Annotated in this window: 12 protein-coding genes; 1 reads left to right on the forward strand and 11 read right to left on the reverse strand. The window is 64.2% G+C overall.

All coding sequences use genetic code 11. From position 1 onward, the window contains the following. Window positions 1-12: 12 nt before the first annotated feature. Window positions 13-1,254 carry a bifunctional glutamate N-acetyltransferase/amino-acid acetyltransferase ArgJ gene (gene argJ / locus C0Z19_RS09615; RefSeq protein ID WP_102609575.1) on the reverse strand — a complete coding sequence of 414 codons (1,242 nt, stop codon included), beginning with the start codon at window positions 1,252-1,254 and terminating at the stop codon, window positions 13-15. 14 nt (window positions 1,255-1,268) lie between these two features. After that, window positions 1,269-4,088: a preprotein translocase subunit SecA gene (gene secA, locus C0Z19_RS09620; protein ID WP_102609576.1), complete on the reverse strand. Its 2,820-nt coding sequence runs from the start codon at window positions 4,086-4,088 to the stop codon at window positions 1,269-1,271. Between the two features lie 204 nt (window positions 4,089-4,292). On the opposite strand from secA, the gene C0Z19_RS09625 reads away from it, so the two are divergent. Then, a complete protein-coding gene (locus C0Z19_RS09625) occupies window positions 4,293-4,778 on the forward strand; it encodes a DciA family protein (RefSeq protein WP_102609617.1) in 486 nt (161 codons plus the stop codon). A 42-nt stretch (window positions 4,779-4,820) separates the two neighbouring features. On the opposite strand, the gene lpxC is transcribed toward C0Z19_RS09625, so the two are convergent. The 9 genes from lpxC to murD form a co-directional block, all read right to left on the reverse strand. Then, window positions 4,821-5,738 carry a UDP-3-O-acyl-N-acetylglucosamine deacetylase gene (gene lpxC / locus C0Z19_RS09630; RefSeq protein ID WP_102609577.1) on the reverse strand — a complete coding sequence of 306 codons (918 nt, stop codon included), beginning with the start codon at window positions 5,736-5,738 and terminating at the stop codon, window positions 4,821-4,823. Window positions 5,739-6,377: 639 nt separating this feature from the next. After that, window positions 6,378-7,583 (reverse strand): cell division protein FtsZ, encoded by a 1,206-nt coding sequence (ftsZ, locus tag C0Z19_RS09640; protein ID WP_102609579.1) that lies wholly within the window; start codon window positions 7,581-7,583, stop codon window positions 6,378-6,380. 146 nt (window positions 7,584-7,729) lie between these two features. Then, a complete protein-coding gene (gene ftsA, locus C0Z19_RS09645) occupies window positions 7,730-8,962 on the reverse strand; it encodes a cell division protein FtsA (protein WP_102609580.1) in 1,233 nt (410 codons plus the stop codon). Window positions 8,963-8,989: 27 nt separating this feature from the next. Further along, window positions 8,990-9,751: a cell division protein FtsQ/DivIB gene (locus C0Z19_RS09650; RefSeq protein ID WP_102609581.1), complete on the reverse strand. Its 762-nt coding sequence runs from the start codon at window positions 9,749-9,751 to the stop codon at window positions 8,990-8,992. Window positions 9,752-9,760: 9 nt separating this feature from the next. After that, window positions 9,761-10,705 carry a D-alanine--D-alanine ligase gene (locus tag C0Z19_RS09655; RefSeq protein WP_102609582.1) on the reverse strand — a complete coding sequence of 315 codons (945 nt, stop codon included), beginning with the start codon at window positions 10,703-10,705 and terminating at the stop codon, window positions 9,761-9,763. A 1-nt stretch (window position 10,706) separates the two neighbouring features. Beyond that, complete coding sequence (gene murC, locus C0Z19_RS09660; protein WP_102609583.1) at window positions 10,707-12,098, reverse strand: UDP-N-acetylmuramate--L-alanine ligase; 1,392 nt, start codon at window positions 12,096-12,098, stop codon at window positions 10,707-10,709. Next, complete coding sequence (gene murG, locus C0Z19_RS09665) at window positions 12,095-13,201, reverse strand: undecaprenyldiphospho-muramoylpentapeptide beta-N-acetylglucosaminyltransferase (protein WP_102609584.1); 1,107 nt, start codon at window positions 13,199-13,201, stop codon at window positions 12,095-12,097. Before murG ends, murC begins: the two co-directional genes overlap by 4 nt. After that, the gene (gene ftsW / locus C0Z19_RS09670; RefSeq protein WP_102609585.1) at window positions 13,198-14,478 is read right to left on the reverse strand and encodes a putative lipid II flippase FtsW; all 1,281 of its coding nucleotides are present in this window, start codon (window positions 14,476-14,478) and stop codon (window positions 13,198-13,200) included. The genes murG and ftsW overlap by 4 nt, the downstream gene beginning before the upstream one ends. Next, complete coding sequence (gene murD / locus C0Z19_RS09675; RefSeq protein ID WP_233196070.1) at window positions 14,475-16,004, reverse strand: UDP-N-acetylmuramoyl-L-alanine--D-glutamate ligase; 1,530 nt, start codon at window positions 16,002-16,004, stop codon at window positions 14,475-14,477. Before murD ends, ftsW begins: the two co-directional genes overlap by 4 nt. Between the last annotated feature and the right edge of the window lie 26 nt (window positions 16,005-16,030).

Genomic DNA, 16,030 nt, shown 5'->3' on the forward strand with positions numbered 1-16,030 from the left:
GCCGCCCGTACTTTAGGAGCGGTAATCGGCGTTGATGGACACGTAATCGTGCGACAGGTCGCACGTCCAGATCGTCGCCTGCGCCGAGCCGCGCCCGAGCTGCACGCGAATCGTGATCTCGCTCTCCTTCATGACGCGCTGGCCGTCCTCTTCCCGGTAAGCCGGATGGCGCCCGCCCTTCGTAGCAACGTGGACATCGCCGAGGTAAAGCTCGATCTTCGCCACATCGAGGTCGGCGATGCCCGCATAACCGATCGCGGCCAGGATGCGGCCGAGGTTCGGATCGGACGCGTAGAAGGCCGTCTTGACGAGCGGCGAATGGCCGATCGCATAGGCGATTTGGCGGCACTCGCCTTCGTTCGCCCCGCCTTCGACCTGCACCGTCATGAACTTCGTCGCACCTTCGCCGTCACGCACGATCAACTGCGCAAGCGTCTGCGCAAGCGCAACGACAGCCTCGCGCAACGCTGCGTACGCGGGCGTATTGGTCGACGTAACCGCCGGTAGGCTCGATTTGCCGGTGGCGATCAACATGAAGGAATCGTTCGTCGACGTATCGCCGTCGATCGTGATGCAGTTGAACGAGCGGTCCGCGACGTCTTTGACGAGTGCATCGAGCACGTCTTGCGCAACCGCAGCGTCGAACGCGAGGAAGCCGAGCATCGTCGCCATATTCGGCTTGATCATGCCGGCGCCCTTGCTGATGCCCGTGAGCGTAACGGTATGACCGTCGATCGTCACCTGCCTGGACGCCGCTTTCGGCAGCGTGTCGGTCGTCATGATCGCCTGGGCCGCCTCGAACCAGTGCGCGGCCGCGCGGCACTCCAGCGCCGCGGGCAGCCCCGCCTTGAGCCGGTCGATCGGCAGCGGCTCGAGAATCACGCCCGTCGAAAACGGCAGCACCTGCTCTGGCGCGATGCCGGCCAGACGCGCGAGTTCCGTGCAAGTCTCGCGCGCATGCGCGAGGCCCGACTCGCCCGTACCGGCGTTTGCATTGCCCGTATTGACGACCAGCGCGCGAATGCCCTTGCCGCCCTCGCGCACCTTCGCCAAATGCTCTCGGCAAACGGTGACGGGTGCGGCGCAAAAGCGGTTCGACGTAAAGACGCCCGCTACCGTCGCCCCCTCGTCGAGCGAAATCACGAGCACGTCCTTGCGGTTCGGCTTGCGGATATTCGCCTCGGCATAGCCCAGCGCCACACCGGCGACGGGATGAAGTTGCGCGGGATCGATCGAAGGAAAATTGACAGCCATGGTCGCGAATCCGATTAAGCCAACTTACCGTGACACTGCTTGTATTTCTTGCCGCTACCGCAAGGGCAAGGATCATTGCGCCCGACCTTCGGCACGCCGCCTGCGACGACCGGTGCGCTTGGCGTGTGCGCACCGTGACTCATCGCCTGGCCGACCATCTCGGCCGTAGCGGCATCGCCCGCCGCCGCGGCAGCCGGTGCCGCTACGGCCGCGGCTTCGGCAAACTCCGCATGGCGGAATTCGACGTTGCCGAGTTGACTGCCCTGCTCCTCGTACTGCTCGGCCGCCTCCTCGAGCTGCTCGGGCGATTGGATCTGGACGTTCATGACAATGCGCGTCACTTCCGTCTTCACGATATTGAGCAGCGCCTCGAACAACTCGAACGCCTCGCGCTTGTACTCTTGCTTCGGGTTTTGCTGCGCATAGCCGCGCAGATGGATGCCTTGACGCAAATGATCGAGCGCGGCGAGATGCTCGCGCCAGCAGCGATCGAGCGTCTGCAGCATAACCGAGCGCTCGAAGGCGCTGAACGATTCGCGGCCCACGAGCGCCACCTTCGCTTCGTAAGCCTCGTCGGCTGCACCGATCACGGCTTCGAGAATGTCGTCGGCATCGAGCGACTGCGATTCGTTGATCATTTCCTGAACCGCGAGGTCGAGCTGCCAGTCCTTGCGCAGCGCTTCTTCGAGTTCGGGCGCGTTCCACTGCTCTTCGATGCTGCCGGCCGGGACGAATTCGTGAACGACATCGGTGACGACAGCATGTCGCATCGCCGTGATGGTCTCGGTGATGTCATGCGCTTCGAGCAACTCGTTGCGCTGCTGATAGATCACCTTCCGTTGATCGTTGGCGACGTCGTCGTATTCGAGCAGTTGCTTACGGATGTCGAAGTTGCGCGCCTCGACCTTGCGCTGCGCCGATTCGATCGAACGCGTGACGATGCCCGCTTCGATCGCCTCCCCTTCGGGCATGCGCAGGCGATCCATGATCGCGCGCACGCGGTCGCCCGCAAAGATGCGCAGCAGCGGATCCTCGAGCGACAGATAGAAGCGCGAGGAACCCGGATCGCCCTGACGACCCGCGCGGCCGCGCAGCTGATTATCGATACGGCGCGATTCGTGACGCTCGGTGCCGATGATGTGCAAGCCGCCCGCAGCCTTCACCTGATCGTGCAGCGTCTGCCATTCGTCGTGGAGCGCCTGGATGCGGCTTGCCTTTTCCTCCGCGGGAACCGTTTCGTCGATTTCGAGCAGCGACGCTTGCTTTTCCGCATTGCCGCCGAGCACGATGTCGGTGCCGCGGCCGGCCATATTCGTCGCAATCGTAATGCGCCTCGGGCGCCCGGCTTCCGCGACGATCGCCGCTTCCCGTGCATGCTGCTTCGCATTGAGCACTTCGTGCGGCAAGCCCGCCTGGGTCAGCAGGTTCGACAGCACCTCGGAGTTTTCGATCGACGTCGTACCGACTAGCACCGGCTGGCCGCGCTCGTAGCATTCGCGAATGTCGCGAATCACAGCGTCGTACCGCTCCTTGGCCGTCTTGTAGATCTGATCCTGCTTGTCGATCCGCTTCGGCGGCCGGTTCGTCGGGATGACGACCGTCTCGAGCCCGTAGATTTCGTTGAATTCGTACGCTTCCGTGTCGGCCGTGCCGGTCATGCCCGACAGCTTCGCGTACATCCGGAAGTAGTTCTGGAACGTGATCGAGGCGAGCGTCTGGTTCTCGCTTTGGATCTTGACGTGCTCCTTCGCCTCGACGGCCTGATGCAGGCCGTCCGACCAGCGGCGCCCCGCCATCAGCCGGCCGGTGAATTCGTCGACGATGACGACTTCGCCGTTCTGCACGACGTAATGCTGGTCGCGGAAGAACAGCGTATGCGCGCGCAGCGCGGCATACACGTGGTGCATGAGCGTGATGTTCTGCGCGGCATAGAGGCTCTCGCCCTCGCCGATCAAGCCCCACTCGGCCAACAGACGTTCGGCCTTTTCGTGCCCCGATTCGGTCAGGAATACCTGGCGAGCCTTTTCGTCGAGCGTGTAATCGCCTGGTTTCTCAACGCCCGTGCCGTCCGCGCGCTCCTCGCCGATTTGCCGCTCGAGCAGCGGCGGCAACGCGTTCATCCGCACGTACAGCTCAGTGTGATCTTCGGCCTGGCCCGAGATGATGAGTGGCGTCCGTGCTTCGTCGATGAGAATCGAGTCCACCTCGTCGACGACTGCAAAATTCAGCGAACGCTGCACCCGCGCGCTCGTCTCGTAGACCATGTTGTCGCGCAGGTAGTCGAAGCCGAACTCGTTGTTCGTGCCGTACGTGATATCGGCCGCGTACGCCTGTTGCTTCGACTCGTGATCCATCTGCGACAGGTTGATGCCGACAGAGAGACCGAGGAAGTTGTAGAGCCGGCCCATCCACTCGGCGTCGCGCTGCGCGAGGTAATCGTTGACCGTCACGACGTGAACGCCTCGCCCCGAAAGCGCGTTCAGGTACGCGGCCAGCGTTGCGACGAGCGTCTTACCTTCGCCTGTGCGCATTTCGGCGATTTTGCCGTAATGCAGCACCATGCCCCCGATCAGCTGCACGTCGAAGTGACGCATCTTCAGCACGCGGCGGCTGGCCTCGCGGCAGACGGCGAACGCTTCGGGCAGCAGCTTGTCGAGCGACTCACCGCTCGCGACGCGCTGGCGGAATTCGTCCGTCTTCGCGCGCAGTTGATCATCCGTCAATTGCTCGATTTGCGGCTCGAGCGCATTGATCACCGCGACGGTCTTTTGATACTGCTTGACGAGCCGCTGGTTGCGGCTGCCAAAGATCTTTTGGAGAAAACCGGTGGTCATCGGGTCGAGTATGCGTCGCGGCTTCGGCCAAGCGCCCGCGCGGCTTGTACGGCCACGGCGGACGCCGGGTTTCGGAGGGCCTCGGCGGCTTATTCCATGTGTGAATTCGAATCGCGCATTTTAGCACGCGAGCCTTAATGTACCGTGTCGACCGGCGCCCCGGCGAACCTGCCAATGCCCGCCCGCAGCCGGTACAATCGCGCCATGAACCGTTTTTCGTCTTTTTCGAAGTTTGCTTCGGCGCGTCGGCCGCAGCCGGTCGCCGAAGTTCTCGGGCGCACCGATGCGTTCGCCGCGCTGCGCGCGGGCGTCGAGCAGATCGCCGCGCTCGAGCGCGATCTCGCGCAGCTTTTGCCCGACTATCTCGCCTCGAACGTCGAACCCGGCTTCATCAAGGACGGCACGCTGACGCTGTTCGCCGCGCACGGCGCGTTGGCAGCACGGCTGCGGCAGGTGCAGGATCGGCTGCTGTCGTCGCTGCAGCAACGCGGTTGGCCGGTGCGCACGCTCGCCGTCAAGATTCGCCTGCGCGACGTGCAGGAACCGCCGGCGCCCAAACAAGCGCGGATGTCCCCGGCGGGCGCCGCTGCATTGCAGGCGCTTAGCCGCTCGCTGCCGCCTTCGCCCCTGCAGGCAGCGCTCGCCACGATGGCCGAGCGACACGGGAAATCCACAGATCAAAAAAAATGAGCGGCCTCAAAGCCGCTCATTTTGACAATCGTTGCCGGTAGGTTAGGCGAAAGCCGTCTGCGCATCGTAGCCGAAACCGCGCGGCGCCTGCGCCACGTCGTCAAACGTCAGCACCTCGTAGGCATCCTCATGCGCGAGCAATTCGCGCAGCAGCGCATTGTTCAGACCGTGCCCCGACTTGTAGGCCGTGTACGACGCAAGCAGCGGATGACCGACAACGTAAAGGTCGCCGATTGCATCGAGCATCTTGTGCTTCACGAACTCGTCGTCGTAGCGCAGGCCGTCGTTGTTCAGGATCCGATACTCGTCGAGGACGATCGCGTTATCCATGCTGCCGCCACGCGCCAAGCCGAGTTCGCGCATCATTTCCACTTCATGGGCGAAGCCGAACGTACGCGCACGCGCGATTTCCCGCACGTAGGAGGTCGTCGCAAAATCGACTTCCAATGCCTGACCGGTCTTGTCGACGGCCGGGTGACGAAAATCGATCGTGAATTTGAGCTTGAAGCCGAAATAGGGATCGAGGCGCGCGAATTTGTCGCCGTCGCGCACTTCAACCGGCTTTTTCACCTTGATGAACTTCTTCGGCGCGTTCTGCTCTTCGATGCCGGCCGACTGCATCAGGAACACGAACGAAGACGCACTGCCGTCCATGATCGGAATTTCTTCCGCGGTGACATCGACGTACAGGTTATCGATGCCCAACCCGGCGCAGGCCGACATCAAATGCTCGACGGTGGACACGCGCGCACCGTCTTTCTGCAGGACCGACGCCAGACGCGTGTCGCCGATCGACAGCGCCGAAGCCGGAATGTCGACCGGCGTCGCCAAATCGACGCGCGAAAACACGATGCCGGTGTTCGCGGCAGCGGGGCGCAGCGTCAGCTCGACCTTGCGCCCGGAGTGCAAGCCGATACCGACGGTTTTGACGATCGATTTGATGGTGCGTTGCTTCAACATGGTCCTGTTCGATTGGTATTCTCAATCGGCATTTTTAGGTTCATAGCACAGAGTATACTCCATCTCGCGAAAGCCTTCATTTCCGCGGACGTATCAATCTGTTTCCTCCGATTACGCATGAGGAATGAAGCGAGGCCGACGCCCGGAACGGAGGCATTCCCGGTCGCCGGCCCCGTAATGGACCGTCACAAAACGACGGCGCGAGCGTTGCCGGTGCGCAACACCGAAAAACGGCGCGCGCTTCGCCTGCAAGCGACGCATATCGCTTGCCAGCTCTCATCGACGTCGCCATCGGCGCACCTTGCCCGCGGTGCGCCCGCGCCACCCTCGCTCAGCGCCGATAGCCACTCACCATCGCGCTGCCGATCGCGGCGCATCTGCTCACCGGCTCGCCCTTTGCCAACTGCGCCTGTCGCAGGCCGAAGCGACCCTGTGCGTGCGAACCGATGCGCTCGCACGCGCCGCTCCGCCCGACCTTGGACGCGCCGACAACCGATCCACCCGCGTTGTCTGAACCCTGCGGGAGACGCTGTCCGGTCGTCCGACAGGCCGAAGCCTTCTTACGCCGTTGCCGTTCATCTTGCCGTCCTTTCGTCGACGCGGCAGCGAACTGCGCCGCGCGTGACGAATGCACCGCGCTCAGTCCGCCTGCTTACGCAAGAACGCCGGGATGTCGTACGTATCGACGCCCTTTTCCTGCAGCGCCTGCACGTGCGAAGCAGCCGTCTCGCGCGAATTACGCCATACGGCCGGCGTGTCGAACGCGCCGTAGTCGGCCGTGTTCGCATGCGACGATTGCGGAGCGTAGCCATGCTGCATCACGGGCTGATTGTCGGTGCCCGTGCGCAGCAGCGTCATCGGCGCCGCCTGCTGCTTCTTCGCCGCGCTCGCCGCCGTGCGTCCGAGCCCCGTTGCGACCACCGTCACGCGCAGCGCGTCGCCCATCGCGTCGTCGTACACGGCACCGAAAATCACCGTCGCGTCTTCGGCCGCATAGCTCTTGATCGTGTTCATCACTTCGCGCGTTTCGGACAGACGCAGCGAGCGGCTCGACGTGATGTTCACGAGCACCCCGCGCGCGCCCGACAGATCGACGCCTTCGAGCAGCGGGCTTGCGACGGCCTGTTCGGCCGCGAGGCGCGCGCGATCGACACCGGCCACCGTGGCCGTGCCCATCATCGCCTTGCCTTGCTCGCCCATCACCGTCTTCACGTCTTCGAAGTCGACGTTCACGAGACCGTCGACGTTGATGATTTCGGCAATGCCAGCCACTGCGTTGTTGAGAACGTCGTCTGCGCACTGGAAGCACTTGTCCATCTCGGCGTCATCGCCCATCACCTCGAACAGCTTGTCGTTCAGAACGACGATCAGCGAGTCGACGTGATCCTCCAGTTGCTGCGAACCAGCTTCCGCCACGCGCATGCGCTTGCCGCCTTCGAATTCGAACGGCTTGCTCACGACGCCGACGGTCAGAATGCCCATCTCTTTGGCGATCTGCGCGACCACGGGCGCTGCACCCGTTCCCGTGCCGCCGCCCATACCGGCCGTGATGAACACCATGTGCGCGCCACGCAGTGAATCGGCGATCCGCTCGCGCGCTTCTTCGGCCGCCGCACGTCCCATCTCGGGCTTCGCACCCGCGCCAAGGCCAGTGTTGCCGAGCTGAATCACATTCGGCGCACGCGAACGCGACAGCGCTTGCGCATCGGTGTTCATGACGACGAAATCGACGCCCTGCACACCTTTGCTGATCATGTGCGCAACGGCATTGCCGCCCGCACCGCCAACGCCCACCACCTTGATGATGGTGCCGTTGGTTTCCGTTTCCAGCATCTGGAATTCCATATTGCCTCCGTCAAGAAAAATCCTGCTGATCGGCGTTATTCGACGAAAGGTCGGGCAACCCTTCGTCGCACGCGAGCCGCCGGCACCCGCGCTTTCACCGCCTGCCCGAAGCGCATTTCATCAACGCGCGTTGGGCCCGTTTGAGATTAAAAATTGCCCAAAAACCAGTCTTTCATCCGCGAAAAAACCTGCCCCATCGAACCTGCCTGCACCGCGACCTTGCGACCGCGCATCCGTTGCGACGAACCTTCGACGAGCAGCCCCATCGCCGTCGAATAGCGCGGATTGCGCACGACGTCGGCGAGACCGCCCGCGTATTCCGGCACGCCAATACGCACCGGCTTCAAGAAAATGTCTTCGCCGAGTTCGACCATGCCCGGCATCATCGATGCACCGCCCGTCAGAACCACACCCGAGCTCAAGAGTTCCTCGTAACCCGACTCGCGGACGACCTGATGCACGAGCGAGAACAGCTCTTCCACACGCGGCTCGATCACGGCAGCCAGCGCCTGACGCGACAGCGTGCGCGGACCGCGCTCGCCGAGGCCCGGCACTTCGATCATTTCGTCGGGATCGGCAAGCGCCTGCTTCGCAATGCCGTAGCCGACCTTGATGTCCTCGGCGTCGGGCGTCGGCGTGCGCAGCGCCATCGCGATATCGCTCGTGATCTGATCGCCCGCGATCGGAATCACGGCCGTGTGGCGAATCGCGCCTTCGCTGAAGATCGCGATATCGGTCGTGCCGCCGCCGATATCGACGAGCACGACACCGAGTTCCTTTTCGTCTTCGGTCAGCACCGCCAGCGACGACGCAAGCGGCTGCAGGATCAGGTCGTTGACTTCGAGTCCGCAGCGCCGCACGCACTTGACGATGTTCTGCGCAGCCGACACGGCACCCGTCACGATATGCACCTTCACCTCGAGACGAATGCCGCTCATGCCGATCGGCTCGCGCACGTCTTCCTGACCGTCGATGATGAATTCCTGCGTCAGGATATGCAGCACCTGTTGATCGGTCGGGATATTGATCGCCTTGGCCGTCTCGATCACGCGCGCCACATCGGCTTGCGTCACTTCCTTATCCTTGATCGCGACCATTCCGCTCGAATTGAAGCTGCGGATATGGCTGCCCGCGATCCCCGTGAATACATTGGTGATCTTGCAATCGGCCATCAGCTCGGCTTCTTCGAGCGCGCGCTGAATGGACTGCACCGTGGCCTCGATGTTCACCACGACGCCTTTTTTCAGACCCTTCGATTCACTTTGCCCGAGCCCGATCACTTCGTAGTGACCCTCGCCGCGCAATTCGGCGACGACCGCCACGACCTTGGCCGTGCCGATGTCCAGGGCAACCAGCAGATCCTTGTAGTCTTTACTCATAGCGTGCTCATTGCGTGTGGTGTCTTATTACTTCGCCGCGGATTTGCCCGCGGTCGCGTTGCCGATGAAGCGCATCCCCGCTGCGCGGATTGCAAAGCCGTTCGGATAACGCAGATCTGCGTATTCGATGTCTTTGCCCCATCGAGCCGTGACCGCCTCCCACGCCGCCGTCAGTCGATGACTGCGTTCGGCAAGCGTTTGCGGATTGCGTTCACGGCCGTATTCGATCTGCGTGCCGTTCGACAGTTTCACCGTCCATGCATAGCGCGGCGAGAGCGTGACCTCGTCCGGCGATGCGCCCAGCGGCGCCAGCCACTTCTTGAAATCGAAATAGCGTGCGACGACTTCCTTCTCCGTGCCGTTCGGCCCGTCGAATGCCGGTAGATCGGCATCGAGCTCGCCCTGGTTGGCTGTGAACAACTCGCCGTCGACGCTGACGAGTTCATCGCTGCCCCAGGTGCCAAGCGGCTTGTATTCTTCGAGCGTGACGGCGAGCGCGTTCGGCCACACGCGCCGCACGCTCGCACGGCGTACCCACGGCATCTGCTCGAACGCCTGACGTGCATTGTCGAGATCGACCGTGAAGAAGTTGCCCTTCAAATGGCCGACGACGCTCGCGCGTACCGTCGGCGCATTGATGTGTTCGACGTCGCCGCCGATCGCGATCGCGCGCAATGCAAAGGACGGACGCTGGGTCAACCAGTACGCGCCCGCACCCAACAACACGAGCGCCAACAGCGCATAGAGCGCATTGGCAGCAAGGTTCAGTTGGCGGACGTTATTCCACATGGCTCGCAATCAATCCTTTAGCGTCAGCGCCAGCACGCCGACGACGAGTTCCTGATAGCTGATGCCCACCGCACGCGCCGCCTTCGGCGGGAGCGAGTGATCGGTCATGCCCGGCGCCGTGTTCACTTCGAGGAAGTAAGCATCGCCGTTCGCGTCGAGCATGAAATCGGCGCGGCCCCAATCGGTGCAGCCGAGCACGTCGAACGCGCGCCGTGACAGCACCTTCAACCGCGCTTCTTCCTGCGCCGACAATCCGCACGGAATCAGGTACTGCGTGTCCTCGGCGATGTACTTCGCGTGGTAGTCGTAGAACTCGCCCTTAGGCACGATGCGGATGATCGGCAGGTCAAGGTCGCCCGCGACGCAGGCGGTGTACTCGCCGCCGCCCTCGATGCTTTTTTCCACGAGCACGATCTTGTCGAACTTCGCCGCTTCCTCGAGCGCGGCCGGCAATGCGTCGGCGCTTTTCACCTTGATGACCGCGACGCTCGACCCCTCGCTCGCCGGCTTGACGAACAGCGGCAGGCCGAGCTTGGCGATGATCTCGCCCGCGCGTGCGGCGTAGTCGTCGCCGCGCAGCACGGCTTCGAACGGCGGCGTCGGCACGCCCAACTGCTGCCAGACGAGCTTCGAGCGGAACTTGTCGAGTCCGAGCGCCGAACCGAGCACGCCGCTACCCGTGTAGCGAATCCCGTAGAAGTCGAGCGCGCCCTGAATCTGGCCGTTTTCACCATAGCCGCCGTGCAACGCGTTGAACGCACGCACGAAGCCTTCGTCCTTCAATGCCGACAGCGGGCGCTCGGCCGGGTCGAACGGATGCGCGTCGATGCCGGCGTCGCGCAACGCCTTCAGCACGAGCGTGCCCGACTTCAGCGATACCTCGCGCTCGGCCGATTCCCCGCCGAAGAGGACGGCCACTTTGCCGAAGCGTTTCGGATCGATACCCACACTCATCTCACACCCTCAATTCCTGAGCCAGGCGACCCGGCACCGCGCCGATCGAGCCTGCACCCATCGTGATCACCACATCGCCGTCGCGCACGAGTGCCGACAACGCCTGCGGCACTTCGTCGACGGTCTCGACGAACGCCGGGTCCACCTTGCCCGCGGCGCGGATCGCTCGCGCGAGCGCCTGGCCGTCCGCGCCCGGGATCGCCGCCTCGCCGGCTGCATAAATGTCGGTCAGCACGAGCGCATCGACGCTCGACAGGACGCCGACGAAATCTTCGAAGCAGTCGCGCGTCCGCGTATAGCGGTGCGGCTGAAACGCAAGCACGAGCCGCCGGTTCGGGAATGCGCCGCGTGCGGCGGCGATCGTCGCCGCCATTTCGACAGGGTGATGACCGTAGTCGTCGATCAGCGTGTAGCTGCCGCCGCCGGCCACGCGCATCTCGCCGTAGCGTTGGAAGCGCCGCCCGACGCCCGTAAATTCGGCGAGCGCACGCTGAATGTCGGCATCGGCGATCTCCAGCTCGGTCGCGATCGCAATGGCCGCGAGCGCGTTTTGCACGTTGTGCGTGCCCGGCATGTTCAAGACGATGTCGAGCGGCGCTGCGCCTTCGCGCATTGCCGTGAAATGCATTTTGCCGTCGCGCGCGAACACGTTGACTGCGCGCACCTGTGCATCGGGCGCAAAACCGTAGCGGATCACAGGCTTCGAAACAAACGGCAGGATCTCGCGCACGTTCGCGCAATCGACGCACAGCACCGCGATGCCGTAGAACGGCAGCCGGTGCGTGAATTCGATGAACGCCTGCTTCAGGCGCGCGAAATCGTGCCCGTAAGTGTCCATGTGATCTTCGTCGATGTTCGTGACGACTTCGATCACGGGCAGCAGATTCAGGAACGACGCATCCGATTCGTCGGCTTCCGCGACGATGAAATCGCCCGTCCCCAGGCGGGCGTTCGCGCCGGCGCTGGTCAAGCGGCCGCCGATGACAAACGTGGGATCGAGCCCGCCCGCTGCGAGCACGCTCGCGACGAGGCTCGTCGTCGTGGTTTTGCCATGGGTGCCGGCAATCGCGATGCCCTGCTTCAGGCGCATGAGCTCGGCAAGCATCGCAGCGCGCGGCACGATCGGCACGCGCTTGCGACGCGCCGACAGCACCTCGGGATTGTCGCTGCGCACGGCCGTCGACACGACGACGGCGTCCGCGCCTTCGATATTGGCAGCGTCATGCCCGATGGCGATCCGGGCGCCGAGCGAGGCAAGCCGGTCGGTCGACGCGCTGCGCGAGAGGTCGGAGCCGCTCACGCAATAGCCGAGCGTGACCAGCACTTCAGCGATGCCGCTCATACCAGCGCCGCCGATGCCGACGAAGTGGACGTGTTTGACGATGTGTTTCATTGCTTTCCTTCCTGGCGCGCGAGCGCCACGGCCGCGCACACCTGCGCGACGCGATCGGTGGCCTCGGGCTTGGCGAGCCGGCGCGCGCGCTCGGCCATGTCGGCGAGCGTCTCGCGCGTCTGGCTGCGCAGCCAATCCGCGAGGTTTTGGGGCGACAGATCACGTTGTTGCACGAGCACGGCCGCATTTTCGGCAGCCAGGAAGCCCGCATTCGTGCTTTGATGATCGTCGACCGCATAAGGGAATGGGACGAACAGCGCCGCGACGCCCACGGCAGCTACTTCGGCCACCGTCATGGCGCCCGAACGGCAGATGACGAGATCCGCGTCGCCATAGGCCGCAGCCATGTCGTCGATGAACGGCACGAGGCGCACGGATTCGCCCGGCTCGAAGCCCGCCTGCGCGTAGTTCGCGCGCAACGCTTCGATGTGCTTCGCGCCGGCTTGATGAATCACGTACGGGCGCTCGTTCGGGGCGAGCAGCGCGAGTGCGCGCGGCACGCATTCGTTGAGCGCGGCGGCGCCCAGGCTGCCGCCCACCACGAGCACGCGCAACGGACCCGTGCGCGTCGAATAGCGCACCTTCGGCTCGGCGGTGTGGCAAATCTCGTCGCGCAGCGGATTGCCGGTCCATTCGGCGCCCGGCAGCGTGTCGGGGAACGCGACGAGCACGCGCCGCGCGAGCTTGGCCAGCACCTTGTTGGCAAGGCCGGCAACGGAGTTCTGCTCGTGCAGCACGAGCGGGCGCCCCGTCAGCACCGTCATGACGCCGGCCGGGAACGTGATATAGCCGCCCATCCCGAGCACGACGTCAGGCTGCACGCGCCGCAACACGCGCACGCTGTCGATACACGCGCGCAACAGGTTGAGCGGCAGCATCAGCTTCGTCTTCAGGCCCTTGCCGCGCAGCCCGCCAAAGCGGACATATTCGATCGGCAGGCCATGCCTGGGCACGAGTGACGCCTCCATGCCGGACGGATTGCCGAGCCACACGACGCGCCAGCCCCACGCCCGCATGCGATGGGCGACCGCGAGCCCGGGGAACACATGCCCCCCGGTGCCCCCGGCCATCACCATCAGCGTGTGCTGCGGCGTGGTGCTCATATCTTGCCCCCCCGCATCAGCACCCGGTTCTCATAATCGACGCGCATCAATACGGCCAACGCCACGCAGTTGAGCACGATGCCCGAACCGCCATAGCTGACGAGCGGGAGTGTCAGTCCTTTGGTCGGTAAAAGGCCCAGATTGACGCCCATGTTGATGAAGGTCTGCGCACCGAACCACAAGCCGATGCCCTTGGCCATCAGGCCCGCGAACGTACGATCGAGCGCGAGCGCCTGCCGGCCGATCTCGAACGAGCGGCGCACGATCCAATAGAACAGCAGGATGACGACGAGCACACCGACAAAGCCAAGTTCCTCGCCAATCACGGCGAGAATGAAGTCGGTGTGCGCTTCAGGCAGATAGTTGAGCTTTTCGACGCTACCGCCCAGCCCGACGCCGAACCATTCACCACGGCCGAACGCGATCAGCGAGTGCGTCAGCTGATACGCTTTCCCTTGCGCGTAGCGGTCGTCCCACGGGTCGAGGTAAGCGAAGATCCGCTCGCGCCGCCACGGCGACGCCCAGACGAGCAGCGTAAATGTGCCGACGGCCGTTGCGACGAGACCACCGAACAGCTTGCCGTTCACGCCACCGAGAAACAGCACGCCCATGGCGATCGCCGCAACCACCATGAACGCGCCCATATCGGGCTCCAGCAGCAACAGCGCACCGACGACGCCGACGGCAAAGCCCATCGGCAAAAAGCCTTTGGCGAAACTCTGCATGTATTCCTGTTTGCGCACTGTGTAGTTCGCAGCGTAGATCGTCACGGCGAGCTTCATGATTTCCGACGGCTGCATGTTCATGAGCCCGAGCGAAATCCAGCGGCGCGCGCCGTTCACGCCTTTACCGATATGCGGAATCAGCACGACGACGAGCGCGGCGAGTGCGAGCAGAAACAGCTTCGGCGCGTATTTGTCCCAGACGGAAACGGGGATGCGGAACGTCACGATCGCGACGACCATCGCCACGGCCAGCGAAATCACATGGCGCAACAGAAATGCGTACGAGCGATAGGCCGCGTACTTCGGCGAATCGGGCATGGCGATCGACGCCGAGTACACCATCACGACACCGAGCGCCAGCAGCGCAATGACGACCCAGAGCAGCGCGTGATCGTAGTCGAGCATGCGCGAGCGCGTGGGCCGCATGCCGCTGACGGCGCTGGCCAGCCCGCCCAGGCCCGACGCCGCCGCGCCGGCCATCTTCGACGATTTGCCGCCCGCTGCCTGTCGTTGCGGCATCAGTCGCGAACCAAGGCGATCGGTCCAGCTCATAGCATCGTCCCCCGCTCGGCCGCGATCTCTTCAACCGCGCTGCGAAACACGGCCGCTCGATGCGCGTAGTTGTCGAACATATCGAAACTCGCGCAGGCCGGGGAAAGCAGCACCGCATCGCCCGGTTGCGCGAGTGCGCAGGCAGCACGTGTCGCTGCCTCGAGCGTCGGCTGATCGACGAGCGGCACGCCGGTGTCAGCCAGCGCCTCGCGAATGCGCGGAGCGTCGCGACCGATCAGCATGACGGCACGACACCAACGTGCCGCCGGCCGGGCGAGCGGCGCGAAGTCCTGCCCCTTGCCGTCGCCGCCTGCGATCAGCACGACGCGCTGGGCCAATCCGTCGAGCGCGGCGACTGTCGCGCCAACGTTCGTTCCCTTGCTGTCGTCGACGTAGTCGACGCCGTCGATCGCTGCGATCGACTCGACGCGATGCGGCTCGCCGCGGTACTCGCGCAGCCCGTGCAGCAGCGGCGCCGCGGGCAATCCAATCGCGCGCGCCAGCGCCAATGCGGCGACCGCGTTGGCCGCGTTATGCAAGCCGCGAATGCGCAAGGCGTCGGCCGGCATCAAGCGCGTCAACGCAAGATCGGCCGGCGCGGCCGCGTCCTGCTTGCGGCGGCGCGGGCTCGTCGTTTCGTCGGCGGGCTCGCGCTCGCGCGCCTGCACGAGCCAGTTGATGCCGTTCTCGCGCACGATGCCGTAATCGCCAAGGCGCGTGGGCTCGTTCAGCCCGAATGTGACGTATGGCGCTTTCGTTTCTGCCTGCCCGTCCGAACCCGGCACGAGTGACATCGTTCGCGCATCGTCGCGGTTCAGCACGCGCACCGTGCCCGGTCCGAAGATGCGGCCTTTGGCGGCGGCGTAGGCGTCAAATCCGCCGTGCCAATCCAGATGGTCTTGAGTGATGTTGAGCACAGCCGCGGCATCCGGCGCGAACGTGCGCGCCGTTTCGAGCTGGAAGCTCGACAGTTCGAGCACCCAGATGTCGGGCAGCGCGGTTGCGTCGATCGCATCCATCAGCCGATCGAGCATCGTCGGGCTGATATTGCCGGCGACCGCCACCTTTTTGCCGGCTCGCTCACAAAGCTGACCGGCCATGCTCGTCGTGGTCGTCTTGCCGTTCGTGCCGGTGATCGCAATGACTTTCGGCGCGTAGCCGCTTTCACCCAGATGGGCAAGCGCGCGCGCGAAGAACTCGACTTCGCCCCAAACCGGAATGCCGAGCTCCTGCGCACCGGCAATCAACGGCGCCAGGTCTTGCGCCAGCGGCGACAGACCCGGGCTCAGGGCGACGAGTTCGACGCCGCCATCGAGCAAAGCCGGCGAGAAAGGACCGCCGACGAACCCGGCGTCGATGTCGTGCTGCGCCAGGGCCGACAGCTTCGGCGGCGCCTCGCGCGTATCGGCGATGCGCAAGCGGCACCCCTGGCGTGCACACCAGCGCGCCATCGCAAGGCCCGATTCACCGAGCCCCAGCACGAGCACCATCGGCTTTTGCCGATCTCCAAACATCTCGCCGAACATCACTTGCTTTCCCTTATTCCCGTGTA

The sequence above is a fragment of the Trinickia soli genome (genome assembly GCF_002879855.1).
Taxonomy (GTDB): Bacteria; Pseudomonadota; Gammaproteobacteria; order Burkholderiales; family Burkholderiaceae; genus Trinickia; species Trinickia soli.